This window comes from Paraburkholderia sp. MM5482-R2 (assembly GCF_050436125.1).
In the GTDB taxonomy this organism is placed as follows: Bacteria; Pseudomonadota; Gammaproteobacteria; order Burkholderiales; family Burkholderiaceae; genus Paraburkholderia; species Paraburkholderia tuberum.
Genome location: NZ_JBNDLP010000002.1, coordinates 977,112 through 998,872 on the forward strand (window position 1 = coordinate 977,112; position 21,761 = coordinate 998,872).

A 21,761-nucleotide genomic window follows, 5' to 3' on the forward strand; every position below is an offset into this window, starting at 1 on the left:
ATGCCGAAAGTTCACTCCTGGGGGCGCTATCCGTACGCGCCACAAGATGCGCATCCGATCGCGTGGCGCGATTCAGCAGCCGCGGTCTGGCGCAAGGTTGGCGACGAGGAACGCACGACGCTCGCATTCGGCAATGGACGCAGCTATGGCGACAGCTGTCTCGCTTCGTCGGGGCATGTGATCCAGACATTGCCGATGGACCGGCTGATTTCGGCCGATTGGCAGAACGGGACCTTGCGCGCCGAGCCAGGCATGACGCTCGGGCAGATCCTTGAAGTGGTGATCCCGCGCGGCTGGATGTTGCCGGTCACACCCGGCACCAAATACGCGACCCTAGGCGGCGCGATCGCCAACGACGTGCACGGCAAGAACCATCATGTGCGCGGCACATTCGGCCGGCATGTGCGGCGCTTTGGTCTGTTGCGCAGCGATGGCACGCAGTTCGAATGCGCATCTGACATGCACGCCGAGTTCTTCGCGGCGACGATCGGCGGCCTCGGCATGACCGGGCTGATCACCTGGGCGGAGATCCAGTTGATGCCAATCCAATCGAGCATGCTCGACGTGACCAGCATCCGCTTTGCCAATCTCGACGAATTCTTCGCGCTGTCCGAGCGGCTCGATGCGCAGCATGAATACAGCGTGGCCTGGGTCGACTGTCAAAGCCGCGATGCCGCGCTGGGCAGAGGCATTTTCATGGTGGGCGACCACGCGTCCGACGGGGGGCTCGAAATTGAACGCCGCAAGATGCGCACGGTGCCATTCACGTCGCCGATTCCCGTGTTCAACCGGCTGACGCTGCGTGCCTTCAACGAGCTGTACTACAGACGGCAACGCGCGGACGCGGTGCGCTCCACGGTCAGCTACGATTCTTACTTTTATCCGCTCGACAGCCTGCTCGAATGGAATCGCATTTACGGTCGAGCGGGTTTTCAGCAGTATCAATGCGTGATACCGGCACCGGTTGCGCGCGATGCGACCCGCGCGATTCTCGACGTGATCGCCCGCAGCGGCACCGGCTCGATACTCGCGGTGCTGAAGCGCTGCGGCGATATCCGCTCGCCGGGCTTGCTGTCCTTTCCACTGGAAGGGACGTCGCTTGCGCTCGATTTTCCGCAGCGCGACACCTCGAATCGCAAGCTGTTCGAGCGGCTCGATGCGATCGTGCGCGAGAGCGGCGGCCGCATGTATCCGGCGAAAGATGCTCACATGTCGGGCGAGGATTTTCGCGCGGCCTATCCGCAGTGGCAGCAGGTCGAAGCGCTGCGCGACCCGGCTTTGCTGTCGCGCTTTTGGGAACGAACGACTCGAATATGAAAAATATCGTTATCGTAGGCGCCACTTCGGCGATCGCTATGGCCTGTGCACGTGAGTGGGCCAATCAGGGCGCGCGGTTTTTTCTCGTCGCGCGTAATGCGGACCGTTTGCAGCAGGTCGCGGATGACCTGAAGGCGCGTGGCGCGCAGACCGTGCAGTGCCAGCAGTTGGACATCGATCAGCTTGGCGAGCACGCGGCCATGATGCAGCGCTGCGCCGTCGAATTCGGCGCGCTGGACATCGTGCTGGTTGCACCCGGTACATTGCCTGATCAGCAGGTTTGCCAGCATGACGTCGACGTCGCAGTGCGCGAGTTCAACACCAACGCGGTGTCGGTGATCGCGCTGCTGACGCGCTTTGCGAACGTAATCGAAGCGCAGCGCCGCGGCACGATTGCGGTGATTTCATCGGTTGCTGGCGATCGCGGGCGGCAGTCGAACTATCTGTACGGCAGCGCGAAAGCGGCGTTGTCGGCCTATTGCGAGGGCTTGCGGTCGCGCCTGTTCAAGGTGGGCGCGCATGTCGTGACGATCAAGCCGGGCTTCGTCGCGACACCGATGACTGCGGGCTTGCCGTTGCCGGGGCCGCTCGTGGCGACGCCGGACCGGGTTGCTGGCGATATCGTGCGGGCGGTGGAGAAGGGCAGGGATGTCGTTTATACACCGTGGTTCTGGTCGGGCATCATGCTGATCATCCGCTCCATTCCTGGCCGCGTGTTCAAGCGGCTTTCGCTGTAATGCGCCGCATGCCGTGCGGGCGGATGGTCGATTATTCTTTCCTGACATGGTGGTCTTTCTCTTGAACTCGTCTGCAGCCCCGATGAGCGCGTCGCGCCTCGTCATGTTTTACTCGCTATTTGCGGGACTTTCGATTCTTGCGAATATCGGCTTTCAGAAGGTTTCGCTGCTGGTCTATTCCGGCGCGTTGAGCGTGCCGTTATCGGTTGTCGTTGGGACAGGGGTCGGGCTCGTGGTGAAGTTCGCGCTCGACAAGATTTGGATCTTTCGCTATCGCCATCGCGACCTCTCGCACGGCATCCAAAGTTTTATGCTCTACACCGTGATGGGGCTCGCTACCACCGCGATTTTCTGGGGCTTCGAATTCGGCGCGGATGCGATTTATCAATCAGAACCCGCGCGGTTTATGGGAGGAGTGATTGGGCTCGTGATCGGTTACGTCGTCAAGTATCGGTTGGATAAGAAGTTTGTGTTTGCGTGAATCGAGGTGCGCTTGAAGCACCGGCGAACCAGGAAACACGTGCCGTAGAAAATGTGCGCGTCTTGGCCGGAAGCGTCGGAAAGGAATGGACGACAAGAATGCTGTCGGAACGAATGGTTCGCCGCCGCTTGAATTTGGCGCTCTTCCGTACGTGCTGCGCTATAGCGTTCGGATGGTCCACGAGATCTTTTGCAGTCTGCTGCCTTCGCCAGTGGACGAACTGGACGGCAAAGCTCGCCAATGGTCCGTAAGCATCGGTTTTCGCGTTACTTCGCGTCCTTTTGCGGCGTGGCTCGGAAGACCCAAAGCTTCGCCGTCGCGAAGTTCACGAACATACCGGCGATAGAACCGGCGGCGACCGCCAGCAAAGGGCTCGCCGGGCTGCGCGGCAGTAGATGCAAGGTAAGCACATAGGCGCCGTAGTTGCATGCGCCGCCAAGCGACATCGCGGCGAGATACTGACACCATTCGCGCCACAGCGATTCGCCCGCCGCCGCGGTGAACGTGATGCGCCGATTGATCTGCCAGGTGACGAAAGCGGCGCAAAGGAACGAGATCGCTCGCCCTACGTAGGGGCCGCAACCGAGCGCCAGTGCCCCATACAGCACTCCGGCATCGACGCCAAAGCCGACAACGCCGGCGATCGCAAACCAGATGAATTCGCGGTGCAACTTAGCCACCGTGGCTCCGCGACTTCAGGGCGGGGATCGCGAGATAAGCGATGCGCTTCAGTTCGTTTCTGCCATGGGTCACCGTATCGAGAACGATGCCGCAGATCAGCAGGATAGCGCCCAGCAACATCAGCACGGTGCTGAGAATGAACGTCGGGATGCGCGGCACGAGACCGGTTTCGACATAAGTGGTGAAGACCGGGATCGCGAGTGCGATCGACAGCAGCGTGCAAGCCGCGAAGCCGGTCGTGAAAAACGCGAAAGGCTTTTCCGACTTGAAGAGCTTCAGAATCATCATCAGGATCCTGAAGCCGTCGCGGTAAGTGTTGAGCTTGCTTTCCGAGCCTTCGGGACGGGACGAATAGCGGGTTTCGACTTCAGCCACGGGCATGCGCATACCTAGCGCGTGAACCGCGAGCTCGGTTTCGATTTCGAAGCCCTTGGAGTGCGCCGGGAAGGTCTTCGCATAGCGGCGCGAAAACACGCGATAGCCCGACAGCATGTCCTTGAAGGTCTTGCCGAAAATCGTCGCCGCGCATTGCGTGAGCAGCACGTTGCCGAAGCGGTGACCGAGCCGATACGCGGTTTGCTCGTCGCTGAGACGCGAGCCGACGACCATGTCCAGCCTGTTTTCGATCAGCAGGTCGACGAGCATCGGAGCGGCGGCCGCATCGTAAGTCGCGTCACCGTCGACCATCACGAAGACGTCCGCATCGACGTCCGCGAACATGCGGCGCACGACGTTGCCCTTGCCTTGCAGCGGCACGGAAATAACCGCCGCGCCGGCCGCGCGGGCGACGTCGGCCGTGTTGTCCTTCGAATTATTGTCGAATACGACAATGTCAGCCGTGGGCAGGCTTTCGCGGAAGTCGCTGACGACGGTGCCGATTGCAGCCGCCTCGTTGTAGCAGGGAATGACTACAGCAATTCGAACAGCAGAGGTGTCAACCATATTCTATGAGGTGTTTTGCTGGTAGCGTCTTGTTGCGAAGCGAGACCGCCTGTGAATGATGAAAGGCGCCGGAAGACATCGCCTCTTTCCGAAATTTTACCTGAAGCCGTATAGCTTCCCGGTGGCGTGTCGTGAACCGCATGCCGCGCGCGGGCCGCGCGGCATGCGCAATCGCGTGTCGTGAGATCAACGCGCCTTGGCGCCGCGGAAGCCGCGCACCACGTCGAAGACAAATACGAGGCAGCCGAGGAGCAGCGCGAGGTACGCCCACTTCATATGTATGGGCAAAAAGCGGAACTGGATGTCGGAGCTACCTGCAGGCAGCGCGATCTCCTGGAAGATTTCTCCGCTACGCGCAATCGGCGTGTCGCTTCCATTGATCGTGGCCCGCCAGCCCGGCATGAACAGTTCGAGACGCGATAGCGTCGACGGAGCGTCGCATTGCACGTGAGCTGCGTCCCGATCCCGCGGCTTGACCGTACAGCCGGGCGCGCTGAAATAAGATGCCGGCGCAGGCAGCTCGAGAATCCGCATGGCCTCGTCGCGATAGACCTGCTTGAGGCCCGGATTCGGCGCGCTTGCCAGATACCCACGCAGCTTCTCGAAACGCGGGGCGTCGAGATTGTCCGGCACGACCGCGTAGCGCACGCCGATGCGCGCGTAGGCACTTATGTTTGCGACGAGGCTATCGGCCGCGGAGGGTCCGTTCGGGTCATGCCGTGACACGCCTGGAATGGGCTCCTGGTTGCTGTCAAGATGCGCGTTGATGTAACGCGTCCAGTCGGTCGGTGCCGGCAGGTCGTTGTAGTTGATCGAAGCGATGCCGAAATACGAGCCGTAGTTTGGCGCGATCGGTCCGAACGTCGCGAAACGGTTCAGCCCCAGGTTGTCCTGCAAGTAACGTACGCCGGCGAGATGAACGGTCGAGTGGCGCGGATGACTGAGCGTCGGCACGAGGAAATTGACCACGCTTTCAACGATCAGCACTGCAGCGAGCGCCGCAGCAGGCGACCGGATCGCCTCTGTCCGCCACGCGATGACTGCGAGAGCAAAGAGGATCGCGAGACCGAAAGCGGCGCCACCGTGAGCGATCATGCCCGTAGGCACGACGTTATGCTGGATCATCGGGATGAGACTGAGCAAACAGGCGAGCGCCGTTGCGACGACCGCGAGCTTCAGTCGCACCGGACGAGGTTGCAAGCCGATATCCGTCAACGCGAGCGCCGACAATACACTCAGCGCGAGCTCCCAGGATGGCGGGAAGTAGCGGAAAAACGCCGCATATTTGAGCCCTGGGATCACTCGGACGAGCTTATGAATGCCCGGCACGCCATAAGTCATTCCAAGCGTCACGACAACCCAGATGGCAAGTGCGATACGCAGGCCGCGCAGCCGCGTGCCAAACATGCCATATACCGCCAGCACGGACAATGCAATGCCGGCATAGCCGCCAATCGCGCCCCAGAACCCCTCGATACCTGGCAACTGGAAGATGCCGCCGAATGCATAAGGCATCCAGGTGCCGAGCACGGTCGAGCGCTGCATGTACACGGTCGCGAATCCATCGCCCGCATGGCCGCCCGTTTCAGAGAGCGGAAGGTAATCGAAGAAGGCGAGCACGATCGGCGCCGAGATGGCCAGCCCGACGAGTCCACCCACCGCGACGTGCACGACGAAGCGCAAACGCTGCGCGCCAGGCAGCGAGGCCGCGCGCACCAGCGTCCAGACGACGATCAGCAGGCCGTTCAGATAGGCGACCTCCGGAAAGCCCGCATACAGCGACGCGGCGATGCCGACGACGATCCATGCTGCATTGCCGCGGCGGCCCTCAGCGACGCGCTCCCGGAGGTTTTCGACGCCCAGCAGCACCATCGGCAGGAACGGCACAGGGTTGACGATTGCGTTGGCGAGCCAGGCAAACGTGCCGTTGAATTCGAAGGCCAGCGCACCGGCCAGGGCGGCGAGCGGTGCACAGCCGAGCTTGCGCAGCAACGCCAGGGTCGACAGCCCGGCGATGATCTGCAGCGAAAGATGCATGTACAGCTGGCCGTTTGGAAGCGCGAGCAGTACGTTCAACGGCGATAGCGCTGCCGCCTGCATTTCGCCGGCAAGCGGCGCGCCCACACCCTCGTAGTGATTCCACCAGGGCAGGTGGCCCGACAGAACATCGAGTGCGGCACGATAGCCGAGCGCGTGGCTCGTGAACGCGATATTCGGGTCGATGGTCGGCATCGGAGGAAAGCCGCCGAAGGGACCTGGCAACACGTTGGTGGCGATTCCGGTATAAAGCGCGACCGGATCGGAAATCAGAATCCCGAACAATAAGGGAGCCTTGACCAGTAGGGGGGCGAGTATGACGATGGCGACGCATATCGCGAACTGGCGGCGTTGCGGTAGTCGCTCAGCAGATTCAATAGGATGCATGTGCTGCGGGCCGAAGGAATGGTAACAGCGCGCAATCCTAGCATTTCAATGTCTCTAAGGCATCCTCCAGCCCCCCAACGCCCGCATTTCCCCCGCTTGCTCAGCGGGCGTCGGACAGGACCGGCACCGGAACAACCATGGAGCGGCGAATGGCCCGCCCCTCCCGCCACCCATATTGAAGGTAATGCTGACCCGCGTTCACGCCCACCGCCGCCACGTCCGTATTGACGGCGAGATATTCCTGCTCGTTGAAACCCGGCGGCAATTCGACCGCTACGTCCGGGTCCAGTTCGCTGGGCTGTCCGCTCACGCGCGGCGTGCTCTTACGGGCGTTCGGTCCGGCGCATAGCTCCTTGAGTTTGCGATGCGTGCGCCAGAACGGCACGGCCGGCGTCGCGTCGCTGGCCTCGCGCTCCATTCGCCGCCAGCTGTCGGCAATATATTCGCGATCGCGCGAGCGCCTCATCACGACAGAAAACTCGATATCGTTGTGCAGCGTGTCGTTGAAATCTTCACAAGCGAAATCGATCAACTCCATTTCGCAAAGATCGGCGATCAGTTTTGCAAACGAGCGCGGCGTGAAAACCCAGCAGTGAACGTCGTGATAGGTGCCGTTTTCGAAGGCGTCGCGTGCGAGATGTAGCGCGCCCTGCCATGTGTGATGCCGCTTGACCGAGTGCGGGTCGATCCGCTTTTGCCACGCTTCGTGGGCCGAGACATCCGCGGCGGACAGGCAATGATCGAGCAGCGAGTAGGGCTGCGGTACCCGCGCACGGGCGATATAGCTGGCCAGTACTTCGGGCAGGCGGCTTTCGCGGCGGAAATAGTCGAAGGTGAAGCGCCGGTCGGGAACCACAAGACGCACTTCGCCGGTCGGTTTGAGGACCGCGGCCAGCTCTCTGAGCCACGTCACCGGATCTGGAACATGCTCGACGACATGAGAGGCCACCACGTAGTCGACATAGCGGCCCCTGATCGCTTCATGCAGCGTGTTGCGCCCCCACACCGCGTCCACATCGACAATCTCTTCGATGTCGAGATTAGGATCGTCCTTGTACTTCTGTCGCAGGTGCGGCGTGTCCGTATGGTCGACATAAATGATCTCGCCGCCGTCGCTGCGTCGCACGAGAGGCCAGCAAAGCGGGCCTATTTCCACGCCGACGCTTTCCTTGACGTTCAGGCCTTTCAGCAAACGGCAACGCCGCTTATCTCGAAATTCATCGATGCTTGGAGCATTGTCTTCCTTCGCCATGTTGCCTCCTCGTATTGGACGGCACAGCTTCCAGTTATGACCGATGTTCACTGCATTGCGCGAGACCGCTTACACCATCAGGTATGCATCTGCACCTTGATGGAGTCCGAACTTTTGTCGCTGGCCAGACGAAAGGCCTCGTCGACGTCGTCGAGGCTCAGGTCGTGCGTGATCATGGCGCGCAACGTATCGCCCTTGCGCGCCAGCAGATCGATCGCGAGCGCGAAGTCGTGCTGACCGTCGATATAGCCGTAGCAGTTCGGCAGATGAATCGTCAGTTCCTTGATGTGCGGTTTGATGATTTCGATGTTCCTGAAGCCGTGATCGAAGGCACCGAGCACGCACACGTGGCCGAGCGGGCGCACGAACTGACAGGCGAAGTCGAACGTGTCGGCCGTTCCGCCGACCGCTTCGATCGCGTAGTGCGCGCCCAATCCGCCGGTTGCCTGTTCGACCATGGCGAGCGCTTCGGCGCGATCGGCCGGCAGGATCGCGGTGGCGCCCATCGCCAGCGCCGCGCGCGCCTGAGCCGCGTGTCTTGCGACCACGTAGACATTTTCACTGCCAGCGTCCAGCGCCGCGGCGAGTGCCGCGAGGCCGATCGTGCCCGCGCCGATCACGACGCCGACCGAGCCGCGCGCAATCGGCATCTTGCGGCACCCGTGGATGCCGACCGCCACCGGCTCGACGATGGCGCCGAGCTGATCGTCGACGGCATCGGGCAGCGGGAACACGCCCGATTCCTTGGTGCGCACGTATTCGGCAAAGCCGCCGCCGAACGGAAATTCGCGCGCGCGGCAGTGAATCGGCGTGCCGAGCTTGCAGTACTCGCATTTGCCGCACGCGGTGCCCATCACCATGTCGATCGTCACGCGCTGGCCGACGCGCACGCTCGTCACGCCCTCGCCGATTTCGACCGCGGTGCCGCTCAGTTCGTGGCCGTTCGGAAAGCTTTGATGAACGTCGACGTTCCGGTAAGCGTGCAGATCGCTGCCGCAGATACCGACGCTCGCCACCTTGACGATCACGGTGCCGGGTAGCAACTCAGGTACCGGGATGCGGCCGACCTTCATCGCGCGCACCCCGTCTTGCAAGCCGGCTCGCATGGACGCGCCTTCGGTGCGATGCTCGAGCGCGTTCGTCGAAGTCATCTATCAATCTCCGCAAAATTTGAGACGTTTGCGCCGCGGCGCCTAACGTGTCTTTCGAATCCAGAAGCTCGCGCCGGGATTGCGCATGAAGAGCGGCATCCGCGCGTTCATCAGGTCCGCATGGAAGTGTCCCATGAACGTATTCATCAGGACAACTTCGAACGCGCTGTTGTACTGGAGGAAGGCGCGCAGCAGATAGGCTTCGTTCCACGCGCGGCCTTCGTAGATCCACTGCGGCGGGTATTCGAGCGGCAGGAACACGTCGTGAAAGTGTATTTGCACGCCGGGCGCGAGGATCGGCAGTATCTCGAAGACGATGCGGTTCACGTCGCTGCCGATCTTGCTCACGTGCGACGAATCGACGAACAGTATGTCGTTCGCTTCGAGTTCCGCGAATACGGACAGGTCGACGTCCTGCGCGAGCGACTTGACGATCTTCGAGGTGACCTTGTCTTTCTCGGTCAGCAACGACAGCAAGCGTTCATTGTTCGGTTCGACGAAGGTGCACTGGATCTGGCCGTCGAAGAACAGGTCGTTGGTATCGAGCGAAACGGCGGACGAAAAACCCGAGCCGATCTCGACGATGCGGCGCGGCCGCAGGTGGCGAATCATGCAGTACAGCGACGTCGCGTCGCCATACGAGAACATCACGTTCTCGAAGTAGAAGCGCAGGCCGTCTTTCTTGTGCGGCTCGAACGGCATTTCGCCGTAGTACTTGTCGGCGAACTCGCCGACGAGCCGCACCTGCGCCTCTTCGTTGAACTCGATGCCGGGCAGCGTGCGCGAGACGTTACCGAACAGCCGTGCTTCATTCTGTTTGATGTCGGGGATCGACGGGATCGGCGAATAGTAGTGGCCTGGAGGCACGTCGCCGAGATTCGAAAAGTGCGGAATATTGACCTGAAGCGCGTCGCGATACTTGTCCCGTTCAGCGATCAGTTCTGCAATCTCGGGATGCTGCGCGGCAAGTGAATCGAGAAGCTCGGGCGATGCCGACATCTTGTTTCTCCGCTTGAAAGAATTTGCGAAAAGCCATGACAGAACAGCGAATTCATACCGATATGCCGACTGGCTGGCGAGCCGGCCCTCCCGGCCGGCCAGTCTATCGTACCCCCAGTATTCTGCACGTCCAACATTTCCTGATGTTCCGACATGAGCCCGCATTTACCGTTACTTACAAATTATTCGTCGTAGCAATCGGCACAGCCGCGACGCCAAGTGTCATGTGCCGTCCGTTTTCCGTGGATACCGCGCGTGAGTCGCGAGTGCGCGGCAGAAGAGGGCGGAACGGTCATCGTTTCGTAAGCCACGTAAGCCGACGAAAGCATGCAGCAGGTGCTCTGCGCGTCGCTCGTGGGCGATCGTCTGCGTTACGATTTGGCGTAAAATCGAGCCCCTGCCGATAATAGTCCGCGCCTGTTTCACAGGTCGCGCGAACGCGTGAATTCCGCACCGTCCGGCGGACGGCAGCAGCGCCCACGATTCGGGACGATTCGGGACGGAGCCCGCAATATGCATTTTAAAATTCTCCTGACCACTCACAGTACCGCGTTCATGACGAGCGGTGGTGGTGAGTCGGAACTCGTGCAGGTCGCCGAACTTCTCAACGATTCGGACGTACAGGCCGACATTTACGGCATTCGCAGCCGGCCGCTACGCTTTTACGACGCGGTGATGCACTTCTCCGTCCATGCGGACGGCGAAGCGATCGTTCGCGAAACGGTGAATCAGGGCAAGAAGCTGTTCCTGTGGCCGAACGTCTGGTGGCTGAGCGCGCCCGACCCGGCGGAAATCAGCCGCATCGAGGCGTTCGTGCAGCGTGCCGAGCGGCTACTGTTCAAGTCCTCCGCCGAACTCGCGCACTTCAACAGGTACATCACGGTCGATCCAGGTAAATGCGTGGTGGTGGGCTCCGGCATATCCGACCGCTTCCTGCTGCCGGCCGACAAGGATTTGCTTCCCACGGTCTGCGATGTCTCGGACTACGTGCTGTGCCTCGGCTTGATCGAGCCGATCAAGAATCAGCTCGAACTGATCCGCGCACTGAACCAGCTCGACATGAACGGCCTGATGGTCGGCGGTTTCAGGGACGAGGAGTATTACCGGCAGTGCGTTCGCGAAGCGCGTCGCGGCATTCATTTCCTGCCGTTCATCCAGCCCTGCAGCGCGCTGTTGCGCTCCGCGCTCGCCAGCGCGATGGTAGTGGCGGAGCCGAGCCTCGATCCGCCCGGGCGCTCGTGCCTCGAAGGCGCGTTCGTGAAGCAGCCCCTCGTCATGGTTGATGGGGATTGGCAGCGCGAGCACTTCGACGACAATGTCTGGTACGCGGCTTCCACCCGCGCGCCGGACATCGTTCCCGCCATTCAGGCTGCCCTGACCGACCCGGACAGGGACGAAAAGATTGAAAGTAACTACGAACGCGTCTATGCACGGCACTCGTCGAGCACGGTAGCAGCAGACCTAATCAGACACCTGATCGATGCCGGCCTCACAAATTACTAAGATTCCCCGACTGCTCGTCGTTCAGCGGCGCTCCATGACCGATGGGCGAATGAATTCGCGCACCATCGGCGCGCGCTTCGCGCCTTTGCTTTCGTACATGCAGCGCCATCGGTTGATCGAATGGGAGCAGATCTCGGAGGCGGACGTTGGCGTCAGCCATCTGCATCGCTTCGACGTCGTGCTGTTCAACAAGCACGTGTCGAATCTGTCGCTGAAGATCATGCGGATGGCCAACGAACTCGGTCTTCATACGATTTACGATCTCGACGACTGGCTGCTCGATCTGCCGTCGTGGAGCGTGCTCGAAATGAACGAGGACGTGCTCTACAACGTGCTCGCGATGATTCGCGAAGCGAGCGCGGCCACGGCGTCGAACTCGCTGTTGCAGGAGCGCATGCGCAAAGTGCGGCGCTCGGACGACGTGCTGATCATCCCGAACGGTTTCGACGATCAGGCGTTCGACCTGTCGCCGGAACTGTGGACCGAAACCCAGCCGCCGAAGATCATCTTCTCCAATCTCGACGGCATCAAGCTCGTGAGTTTTCGCAAGGAGTTTTTCGGCACCTTGCGCAGTTTTCTCGCGCGCCACGAAAACGTGTCGATCGACTTCTGGGGCGATCCGTTTCCGGAGCTCAACACGATTGCCCGCATGACGCATCGCGGCAGCCGCGGCAACCTCGAATACAAGAAGACGATTCGCGACGAAGGCTACACGTTCGCGATCGTGCCGCTCGGCGCCGAAGAGGATCCGGAGACGCTGTTTTTCAACTCGTGCAAGTCGCCGATCAAATACGCGGACTACGGCAGCCTCGGCATCCCGAGCATCTATTCGGATTGCCCGACCTACCGCGAGAACGTCAGACATCGTGAGACGGGATACATTGCGTCGAACACGGCCGAGAACTGGGCACGAGCGCTGGAGGACATGCTGGGCGACCCGCAGCTTCGCCAGTCGATCCGCCGCAATGCCTACGCCGACGTGTTCGACCGTTTCAGCGTGCGACGCATTTCGTCGATGTTCCTGAAGGCCTTGCCCGACCCCAAGCCTTAAAGCAGCTAACACCTATGGATCTTCTTCTGATTCGCCACGGCCAATCGCACGCCAACGTGGCTGGCCTGTTGAACTCGACCGAGCAGGACGAGTTGACCGAGCATGGCCTGCAGCAGGCCGCGAAGCTACGCACGCTGATGGAAAGTCACGGTTTCGCGCCCGACCGCGTTTTTTCGAGCCCTTGGCGGCGCGCGTTGCAGACCACTGAAGTGCTGTTCAAGGACAACAGCGACTGGACCGTCGACGCCCGTCTCGGCGAAACCAATGCGGGGCGGTTCGCGACCTGGAAGGCCGAAGATTTTCGTCTGGCGTTTCCCGACTGGGGCAAACATCTGTCGGACCGTTACGCAGGGCGGCGAGTCGCATCTCGAACTGGCCGCGCGTTCGGTGAACTGGCTCGAGGAGGAGGTGCTGCGGCACGCTGAGCAGCCTGGCCTGATCGCCGCCGTGTGTCACGCGGGACCGATCTCGGTGATCTCGCAATACCTGCTGAACGTGCCGTTGTCCCGCTTTCCCAACGTGCTGGTGCCGAATGCATCGCTCACGCTGTTCCGGCGCAACGTGCATACCGGAAACTATTATCTGCAGATCGCAGGGCTGTCATGAGTGCATCGATCAAGATCTTCGAGCCGCTTTACGCGCCGGGACAGGTCCTGTCCGAACAGGCTTTTCATCCGCTCGAACTGCGCGATAACGCGCACGCCGCGTGGCGCGAGTTTTATATTCTCGTCGACATGTACCGCAAGGGCATGCATCGGCAGCAGCAGATCACCGGTCTTTTTTCGCCGAAGTTCGCGCTGAAGGCGCGCATGGACGGCAGCCGGTTTCTGGAGTTCGTGCAGGCCAATGCCGACGCCGACGTCTGGATGATCAATCCGTTTCCGCAACTTGCGTATTTCTCGTACACCGCGTGGATGCAGGGCGAGCACGCGCATCCGGGACTCGTCGAGCGCAGCCAGCAACTGCTCGACGCCTGCGGCATCGCGTGGAATCTGCGTGAGGCGCCCCGTCAGTCGCCGCATACGCTGTGCTATTGCAATTTCTGGGTCGGTTCGCAGTCATTCTGGGAAAGCTACGTCGGCAAGGTGCTTGAGCCGATTGCCACGTTCCTCGAAACGCAGAGCGGCACCGAGGCCGCGCGCGGGGTGCTGGAGCCCACGATCCACTCGGACGACGCACCGTTCCTGCCATTCGTTGCCGAGCGTCTGTTCAGCACGTATCTGTCGCTGCATCCCGAACTGAAGGTGGCGGCCTATCCGATCGAAGGCGATCGGGTGCTGGACTATTGCGTCAGCGATTTCGAAAAAGACATCGTGCGCTACATGCAAAAACCGATCGACGCGGCGGATCGCGCGCCGGTCTTTCCGCCCGAACAGATTGCGTTGATGGACTTGCTGTGCACGCTATCGCAGAAGTACGTGCGCGCGCATTTCTCGTTCACGCCGCACCCGCATACGGGGCAACCGATCGACTTCGACAGGACCGGCAAGCCGCCAGCGAACGAGTGAGGCGGCGCGATCGGGTTGGATCGCGCCGATGGGCGCCGGGATGCGTTGGTGAGCGGCGGCGCTGACTATCTATCTCTTTTCAGCGAAACGGCCGCCGTACCCGCGCGCGCATGCGTCGACGCGGCCGCCATGCCGACCCCGGCGCCGATGAAGATGTTGCGCCATACCTCGTCGCTGGCACGTTGCAGCACACCGTCGGCGTGTTTGACGAAGGCCGTGTCGATCGGACAGCGGCCGTGGGTCTGGCCGAGGCGCTGCGTGATCACGGGTATCCAGGCGGCGAGTTCGGCATGGGCGTCGAACACGCAGTCGGGCGGGCAAATCTCCTGAGCGGCCGTGCCGCCACGCACGAATACGGGCTTGCCGTAATGCATCGCTTCGAGCACCGGCACGCAGAAGCCCTCGTGGCGGCTCGTCGCGAGCAACGCGTGGGTGGATTCGTAGCACTCGAACAGATCGGCGTCGTCGAGCATGCCCTTGAAGTCGACCTGCTCGAGCACGCCGAGACGCCGCGCGTGATTGATCAGAAATTTCAGGTAATCGTAGTTCGGCGTGCTGCCGACGATGCTCAGCGTCGCGCCGAAATCACGCTGCTTCAGCAGCGACAGAATCTCGATGCCGTCCTCGATGCGTTTATGCGGCACCACCCGGCCCACCATCAGCAGGTTCGGCTCAGGGCGCTTGCGGCCCTTGCGCGGTCCTTCGCGCCGGAACACGTACATGTCGGGAAAGATCGGCGGCACGACCTTGATGGCGTCCGCCGCGACGATGCCGGCGAGGCTCGCCGCCGTGCTGCGCGAATTCGCGACGACGGTGTCGAAGTGCGCGAGCAGCGGCAGTTGCGCGAGTGCCTTCTCGCACAACTGTGCGGTGCGCGGTTCGAGCGCGCGCAGCAACTGTGGGTCCGTCACGCCGTGGATGTAGCAGATCTTCCTGCAATCGAGCGCGAGTATCCGCTCGAGGTACGGATCGTAGATCGAGTAACTCAGCAGAACCACATCGTCGCGAGTGACCTCTTCGAATAATGCGTCAAGCGGGCGCACTCCATTCGTTCCCTCCTCGAAACCGCTTGCATACAGCTCGGCCCTCATGCCGAGACGTTCAGCCATGCGTACGAAACCGATGCAGTGGTTACCCACCGCATCGCCCGAGAAAATGTCCGGAGCACATACCCGCAGCGTCATATCGTCTTCGCCTCCGCAATGTCGTTCAACCGTCGCGCATACGCGCGTGCGACTGCCTCAACTGAGTAGTCGCGCTCGATGCGCGCCTTCCCCGCCAGTGCGATGCGCTCACGGAGTGGCGCATCGTCGATCATGCGTTTGAGCTGTTCCGCCGCGATCGATACCTCCGGATCGCACCAGTACTGACCTTCGGCGAACAGGTAGTCGCCGGGGCGCAGCGGCACGAGTTCGCCATCCACGAGGAACGCGGTGTCGGGTTCGCAAAAGTCGACGTTGCCCGAGAAGTTCGTGACCACGACCGGCTGCTCCAACGCCATCGCCTCCGCGATCACGCGGCCGAAGCCTTCGCTACGGTGCAGCGAAATGTAGGCGTCGCAGCAGGCCATGAAGTCGGTCGAGTCCTGGCGGCTCAGGCGCTCGGACACGATGTGAATGCGGCTATCGCCCGCGACAAGGTCGAGCACGGCGCGCCACACCGGGTCGTCGTCGCGCACGTTCATCGCCTTGATGACGAGCCCGACGCCCCGGGAGCTCTCGCCGAACGCCTGCTTGAACGCCTGCACGCCGGCGAGCGGATTCTTGCGGCTCAGCCACGAGTTGCCGTCGAACATCAGGTAGAACAGGAACTCGTTGGCCGGCAGGCCAAAGCGCTCGCGCTTCGGCTGGAGCGGCGCGGGGACCTCGACCGCCATCGGCATCTGGTAGACCGGCGTGTTGCCGAGCCGGCTGTAGACGCTCTGCACGAAGCGGCTCTGCGCCCAGATTTCGTCGACCATCTGATGCACGTTGCCGAACGCGTTCGGCCAGTGGGGCAGTTCCCACGGCCATGCGCCGATCTTGTGCGTGGGCGCGTCGATCAGGCTGCGGCCGCCTTCCAGCGCGAGCCGCACCATTTCGGGCGCCGGCAGGCAGATCAGGCTGATGTTGTACTTGAGCTCGTCGCTGATCAGATGATCGACCGAGTGTTCGAGGCGCGCGGGTCCCGCCATCGGCGCATTGAGCAGCGTGACCGGCGTCGACGACAGTTGCAGTACGCGGGCGGCCATGCGCGCGTCTTCGCCGAGGCCGAGCACGCCTTGCGGGAAGCCGATGATGTTGACGCCGAAGTCGTAGCCGATGCCTTCGACGCGCGCGTGATAGCGCGCGGGCTCGTGCGCGTCGTCATCGGCTTCGTCGTCGGCGCTGTCGGTCCAGCGCACCTTCAGCGAGCCGACCAGCGGATATTCGGTCGACGCCCATTCGTTCCACCAGCGCACGAGCTGGTCGCGGCCATCCGCGGTGTTCAGGTCGTACACTTCGCGCAGATCCGGGCGGTCATTCGCGATCATCGTCAGGAAGCGCGGCAGCAAGGTGTCGTCCGCCGGCTGCTCGTCGTCGATTCTCGCGAGCTCTTCGGCCAGATGAGTCGGCGTCCATTTGATCGCGTAGTACTCGTCGTGCCCGTGCTTGTCCCACCACGAGATGAAGCCGAGCCGTTCGCTGAAGCTGTTCAGGTTGAACGATGCCTGCAGGTCGGGCCGCTCGTTCCAGATCAGCAGCAGAAAGCGCGGCAGCAGCGGCAGCGCGCCTTGCTCGCCGGCTTGCGCGCCGAACAGGCTGTCGGGCAACGGCGGGATGGCCCAGTGAAGCGCCGGATACTGATGCTGCCCGTGTTCGATCCACCACGACAGGCACTTCAGACGCCCGGTGAAGGTGTCGAGCGAGCAGAGCTCCTGCAGATCCTGGCGCTCGTCATGCAACAGCCGCAGGAAGCGCGGCACCGGCAGCCAGTCGGCGTGCGTGCCCCATTCGGGCTCGAACATCAATGCGGGTGTGGTGGGCGGCACCCATTCGCCCTCGCGTTCTTCGGCGAGATGCGTCGGCGACCATTCGATCGCGTAGTACTCGCTGTGCCCGTGCTTTTCCCACCACGAAATGAACGCGAGCCGCTCGCGGAAGCTGCTCAGGTTGAACGACGCCTGCAGGTCGGGCCGCTCGTTCCAGATCAGCGGCAGAAAGCGCGGCAGCAGCGGCAGCGCGCCTTGCTCGCCGGCTTCCATCCTGAACAGGGTGTCGGGCAACGGCGGGATGCCCCAGTGAATCGCCGGATACTGGTGCTGCCCATGCTCGATCCACCACGACAGGCACTTCAGGCGCCCGGTGAAGCTGTCGAGCGAGCAGAGCTCCTGCAGGTCCCGGCGCTCACCGTGCAGCAGCCGCAGGAAGCGCGGCACCGGTAGCCAGTCGGCGTGCGAGCCAAATTCGGGCTCGAACATCACGGCGGAGGGCGTGGGCGGCACCCATTTGATCGCGTGGTACTGATGCTGGCCGTGTTCGATCCACCACGACAGACAGCTGAGCCGCCCGCGGAAGGACTGCAGCGTGAAGGTCGCCTGCAGGTCCGGCCGGTCCTTGTAGATCTCGCTCAGGAAGCGCGGCACGTAAGGGCCACCGTCCGCGGGAGGCGCTTCGGGCTCGAGCATGAAGCCGCCGATCGGCGGCTGCGACCACTTGATGCGCGGATACTCGCGCTGGCCGTGGTCTTCCCACCAGCTGAGCGCGTTGAGCCGCGAGGTGAAGCTGTTCAGATTGAACGCGCTGCGCAGATCGGGCCGCTCGGTCGTGATCAGCGCGAGGAAGCGCGGAAACGGCATCGCGCTGGAGTCGGGCGCCTCGATCGGTTCCAGCAGCCCGGGCCACGCGATCGGCGGACGCCACGTCACGCGCGGGCAGGTGACCTGACCGTACTGCTCCCACCAGTCGAGGCAGTTCAGATAGCCGGTCAGCGTGTTCAGGTTGAATGCCTGGGACAGATCGCCGCGATTGCGCACGACCGTCGTCATCAGCTTCGGCAATTGCAGGCCGGCTTCTTCGAGCACGGTGACGGGCTCGTGCAGCGTCTCGCTCAGATGCTTCGCATCGAGCACGCTCGGTTTGGTCGAGCCGAGCCAGTACGTGACGGCGTCCGGATGCCGCTCGATCAGCGTGTCGTTGTCGAGCTGACGCAAATATTCGAGGTCTTCCTGTCGCAGCACCCAGTTGAAGTCCGGATACGTTTCGCGCGCCGACATTTCCCACCAGAAATACAGCGTGACGCGGTCATCCAGCACTTTGGAATTGAAGCGCGCGAGATCGGCTCTGAACTTCATCAGAAAGTAGATCGCGCTCGGCAGGCAGAACAGTTCCCCCGGCGATGGATGGCGGTACTCCGCCAGCCATCCGGTCTTGTTTTTTTTGGGTCCCAGATTAATCAAGATTTGCAATCCTTGAAGGCCAAGCAAAGGAAAAATCGTCGGCAGTCAGTGTCAGATTGGGTGAATAGCAGGGATCATTCATCAACAGATGCTCCCAGCGCTGTCTGACCAACTCAGATTCCTGGTTGAAGCGGCTGATTTTTTCCGGTGTGTCTTCGGCGCCGCGGGTTGCCGATTCGTGATGATAAAGCTCCGCGTAGGGCGTCCACACATTGCGGTAGCCCGCTTGCCGCACACGCAGGCAAAAATCGATGTCGTTGTAAGCGACGTGTAACTGTTCGTCGAGGCCGCCGACTTCCTCGTAGATCGACTGGCGGATCAGCAGGCACGCGGCGGTCACCGCGCACATCACGTTGCGCAGGCGTGCGCGCGCGAAGTAGCCGGGGTGCGAATTGGGGAAATGCTTGTGCGCATGGCTCGCGATACCGCCGACGCCGAGCACCACGCCGCCATGCTGGATCGTGTCGTCCGGATACAGCAGTTTCGCGCCGACCGCGCCGACATTCGCCTGCAGCGCGACCGACACCATTTCCTCGAGCCAGTCGGCGTTGATCACTTCGATGTCGTTGTTCATCAGACAGACGAAGTCCGCCGTGCTCGCGAGCGCGACGCGGTTGTTCAGCGCCGAGTAGTTGAACGGCGAATCGTCGCGCACGACCTTGATGCGCTCGTCCTCTTGCAGGCGCGCGAACAGGTCGTGCGTTTCCTGCTTGAGCGAGCCGTTGTCGATGATCGTGATGCGGAAGTTCGGGTAGCTCGATTTCTGCCGCACCGATTCCACGCATTGCTCGACGAGTCCGGCGGAATCGCGCGTCGGAATGATGATCTCCACCGACGGCAGCACCTCGGGCAAGTCGTACACGACCTTGTTGAAGGCGTCCGTGCCCGGCGCGTGCTCGGTGTGGGCGTTGATGCCGTTGCGCGCCAGGTGTTCGTCGAGCGCGCGCATCGCCGCGATATGCGCGTACGGCTTGGCTTCATGGCCGGCCGCCGTGCTCTCGGGGATCATGCGCCAGTGGTACAGCGCGCGCGGCACGTGATACACCGTGTGATGACCCGCGCGATCGATCACGCGCAGCGCGAGGTCGTAGTCCTGCGAGCCTTCGAAGCCGGTTCTGAAGCCGCCGACCTCCTTCATGACCGAAGTCTTGTAGACGCCGAAATGCGAAATCATGTTCTGGCTCAGGAACAGATCGTAGTTGAAGTCGCATTTGAAGTACGGGTCCGAGCGGACCCCGTCGATCGAGATCTTGTCTTCGTCGCTGTAGATCACCGTCGCGTCCGGATGCGCGTTGATCAGCTCGGCGACGCAGTAGAGCGCGAGCGGATGCAATTCGTCGTCGTGGTCGAGCAGGCCGACGAATTCGCCGACGGCAAGCTCGAGCGCCGTGTTGCTGGAGCTGCTGATGTGGCCGTTCGTCGTGCGGTACGCGACCTTGATGCGCGGATCTTTGGCGGCGTAGCTGTCGAGCACCTGCTTGACTTCGGGGTTCGTCGAGCAGTCGTCGGCGATGCAGAATTCCCAATTCTCGTAGACCTGGTCGACGACCGAATCGATCGCCATGCGCAGCCACCTGGCCGGCGTGTTGTAGGTCGGCATCACGATGCTGATCAGCGGTTGCAGCGCCCACGCCTTCGAGCGCGCGCGCAGTTCCGGGTAATGCGACGCGGGCGGCTCGTGCCGCTCGATCCATTCCTGATACGTATGACCCACGGTTGGCGCCGGCGCGGGCTGAGCGCCACCGCCCCACGACGCCATCCGGCGCACGCGTTCGAGCAGTTCCGTCGGGCAGTCGGCGTCGGCCACCAGTTCGACGTTGAAGCCGGTGATCGAAAACAGTCCCGCGCGCGCGATCGGATCGAGGCGCAACGGACCGACGAGCGGCGGAAACGCGACGACCTGATCCACCTTGCCGTCAGCGTCGACCACGAGGCCGATCGTCGCGTGCTCCGACATGCCCGCGCCCGCGTCGAAATAGATCATGCATGGCGAGGCCGGCATGTCTTCTTTCGCGAGCTCGAACGAAATACGCGCGGCGCGACCCGACAGCTCTTCCCATCCCGTCAGCTCGAACTGCGGATCGCCGTTCGTCGCGTTCCAGGCGAACCCGGAATTCGAGGACGCCTCGACGTTATTCAAGGGACGAAGTTCGAAGTTCTTCATGAGGTTCTTCACGAGGTTCGTCACGGGTTTTGTCATTTCGTCAGCAGGGAATCGTAGAGGTCTTTCAAGGGCGACAGGACGGCCTTCCAGGTCAGATCGCGCGTCGGGGCAGCGGCAGCGCCGCGCGGTTGCGCGAGCGCCGCGCGAATCGACCCGGTGATGCTGTCGACGTCGAACGGATCCAGGTAGGCAACGTGCTGCGCGAAATATTCCTGGGTAGAGCCAACTTTTGTCACCGCGATGCGGGCGCCGGCGGCATGCGCTTCTAGTGCGGCGAGCCCCGGCGTTTCGAGCGTGCTCGGCAGCACGAACGCTTCGCAGGCCGCGTAGGCGGAGCGCAGCAGCGGCGAATCGTGGGGCAGCGTGCCGGCGTAGACGACCTGCGCGCCACCCTCGTCGAAGCATGCCTTCGCATACTCGGGATCGCGCTGATGGCCGATCAGGACGAGCTTCAGGTCGGGGAACGACTTCATCGCCCGGATCAGCGCGAGCTGGTTCTTGCGCGGCTCGATGTTGCCGATGTTCAGGATGAAGCGGCCCTCGATGCCGGATTCACAGCGAAACGGCTCCGCCGTGACCGGCTCGTAAAAGCTCTGTTCGACGCCGTTCAACACGCTCGCGAACTTCTCGCGCGGCAGATCGAAGATGCGAGCGAGCGTGTCGCATTCGATCTCGGAGTTCGCGACCACGCGGTCCGCGAGAGAGAACTGATGGTGGATCTCGCCGATCGGATAGAGATGCCTGGTTTCCTCCGTCACCCACAGACTCGACGACACGACGAGCGGCAAGCCGAGTTGCTTGACGAAGTTGCAGAAGTGCACCGAGCCACCGACGCACGAGAAGAAATGCACCACGTCGTGTTCTAGAAAACGCGGCTTCCACGGATCGAACAGCGTAACGTCGACGCCATGCGCGGGCAGATGCTTGTGATACGCAAGCAATTGGATTTCTCCGCCGCCGGGGGTATGGAAAGCCATCGGGTAGGTGGCGAGCAGCACTTTCATAGGTGGGACTCTAGTCGCTCAAACAGTTCTTTTCTTCAGACCAGCACGTCGCGGCACGCCGCTGCGCGTAACGCGCGAACGTGGCGGCGAGACCGGCAGGTTTCGGGGGCATTCACGTGGATGCTCGCCG

General features: G+C 62.1%; 16 protein-coding genes and 1 pseudogene. 7 read left to right on the top strand and 10 right to left on the bottom strand.

Annotated features, from left to right (window positions below):
• From OKW37_RS07540 to OKW37_RS07550, 3 genes are all read left to right on the top strand, one after another.
• Positions 1-1,317, top strand: a complete 1,317-nt coding sequence (locus OKW37_RS07540) for an FAD-binding oxidoreductase (protein WP_429407235.1) — start codon at positions 1-3, stop codon at positions 1,315-1,317.
• Positions 1,314-2,054, top strand: coding sequence for an SDR family oxidoreductase (locus OKW37_RS07545; protein WP_429407233.1), 741 nt, complete (start codon positions 1,314-1,316; stop codon positions 2,052-2,054). Before OKW37_RS07540 ends, OKW37_RS07545 begins: the two co-directional genes overlap by 4 nt.
• An 82-nt stretch (positions 2,055-2,136) precedes the next feature.
• Positions 2,137-2,535: a GtrA family protein gene (locus OKW37_RS07550; protein ID WP_429407231.1), complete on the top strand. Its 399-nt coding sequence runs from the start codon at positions 2,137-2,139 to the stop codon at positions 2,533-2,535.
• A 266-nt stretch (positions 2,536-2,801) separates the two neighbouring features.
• On the opposite strand, the gene OKW37_RS07555 is transcribed toward OKW37_RS07550, so the two are convergent.
• The 6 genes from OKW37_RS07555 to OKW37_RS07580 form a co-directional block, all read right to left on the bottom strand.
• Positions 2,802-3,215: a GtrA family protein gene (locus OKW37_RS07555; protein WP_429407229.1), complete on the bottom strand. Its 414-nt coding sequence runs from the start codon at positions 3,213-3,215 to the stop codon at positions 2,802-2,804.
• Positions 3,208-4,158, bottom strand: coding sequence for a glycosyltransferase family 2 protein (locus OKW37_RS07560; protein WP_429407227.1), 951 nt, complete (start codon positions 4,156-4,158; stop codon positions 3,208-3,210). The genes OKW37_RS07555 and OKW37_RS07560 overlap by 8 nt, the downstream gene beginning before the upstream one ends.
• 186 nt (positions 4,159-4,344) lie before the next feature.
• Positions 4,345-6,480, bottom strand: coding sequence for a hypothetical protein (locus tag OKW37_RS07565; protein ID WP_429407226.1), 2,136 nt, complete (start codon positions 6,478-6,480; stop codon positions 4,345-4,347).
• A gap of 202 nt (positions 6,481-6,682) precedes the next feature.
• Positions 6,683-7,834: a methyltransferase domain-containing protein gene (locus OKW37_RS07570; protein WP_429407225.1), complete on the bottom strand. Its 1,152-nt coding sequence runs from the start codon at positions 7,832-7,834 to the stop codon at positions 6,683-6,685.
• Between the two features lie 77 nt (positions 7,835-7,911).
• A complete protein-coding gene (locus OKW37_RS07575; protein WP_187611839.1) occupies positions 7,912-8,985 on the bottom strand; it encodes a zinc-dependent alcohol dehydrogenase in 1,074 nt (357 codons plus the stop codon).
• Between the two features lie 42 nt (positions 8,986-9,027).
• Positions 9,028-9,984 (bottom strand): class I SAM-dependent methyltransferase, encoded by a 957-nt coding sequence (locus tag OKW37_RS07580; RefSeq protein ID WP_429407224.1) that lies wholly within the window; start codon positions 9,982-9,984, stop codon positions 9,028-9,030.
• Positions 9,985-10,497: 513 nt separating this feature from the next.
• Between OKW37_RS07580 and OKW37_RS07585 the strand changes: the two genes are divergently transcribed.
• The 4 genes and pseudogenes from OKW37_RS07585 (at position 10,498) to OKW37_RS07600 (ending at position 14,046) form a co-directional block, all read left to right on the top strand.
• Positions 10,498-11,487: a glycosyltransferase family 4 protein gene (locus tag OKW37_RS07585; RefSeq protein ID WP_184045969.1), complete on the top strand. Its 990-nt coding sequence runs from the start codon at positions 10,498-10,500 to the stop codon at positions 11,485-11,487.
• Positions 11,488-11,536: 49 nt separating this feature from the next.
• Complete coding sequence (locus OKW37_RS07590) at positions 11,537-12,538, top strand: glycosyltransferase (protein ID WP_429407222.1); 1,002 nt, start codon at positions 11,537-11,539, stop codon at positions 12,536-12,538.
• A 14-nt stretch (positions 12,539-12,552) separates the two neighbouring features.
• A pseudogene (locus OKW37_RS07595) lies at positions 12,553-13,144 on the top strand (histidine phosphatase family protein).
• Complete coding sequence (locus tag OKW37_RS07600) at positions 13,141-14,046, top strand: hypothetical protein (protein ID WP_187615944.1); 906 nt, start codon at positions 13,141-13,143, stop codon at positions 14,044-14,046. Before OKW37_RS07595 ends, OKW37_RS07600 begins: the two are co-directional and overlap by 4 nt.
• Positions 14,047-14,111: 65 nt before the next feature.
• Here OKW37_RS07600 and OKW37_RS07605 read toward each other — a convergent pair whose 3' ends face one another.
• From OKW37_RS07605 to OKW37_RS07620, 4 genes are read right to left on the bottom strand one after another with little or no spacing between them, the layout of a single operon-like run.
• Positions 14,112-15,230, bottom strand: coding sequence for a glycosyltransferase (locus tag OKW37_RS07605; protein WP_429356708.1), 1,119 nt, complete (start codon positions 15,228-15,230; stop codon positions 14,112-14,114).
• Positions 15,227-18,463 carry a glycosyltransferase family 4 protein gene (locus OKW37_RS07610; RefSeq protein ID WP_429407219.1) on the bottom strand — a complete coding sequence of 1,079 codons (3,237 nt, stop codon included), beginning with the start codon at positions 18,461-18,463 and terminating at the stop codon, positions 15,227-15,229. Before OKW37_RS07610 ends, OKW37_RS07605 begins: the two co-directional genes overlap by 4 nt.
• Positions 18,456-20,663, bottom strand: a complete 2,208-nt coding sequence (locus tag OKW37_RS07615) for a glycosyltransferase (RefSeq protein ID WP_429407217.1) — start codon at positions 20,661-20,663, stop codon at positions 18,456-18,458. Before OKW37_RS07615 ends, OKW37_RS07610 begins: the two co-directional genes overlap by 8 nt.
• Positions 20,660-21,631 carry a glycosyltransferase gene (locus OKW37_RS07620; RefSeq protein WP_429407215.1) on the bottom strand — a complete coding sequence of 324 codons (972 nt, stop codon included), beginning with the start codon at positions 21,629-21,631 and terminating at the stop codon, positions 20,660-20,662. The genes OKW37_RS07615 and OKW37_RS07620 overlap by 4 nt, the downstream gene beginning before the upstream one ends.
• Positions 21,632-21,761 lie beyond the last annotated feature (130 nt).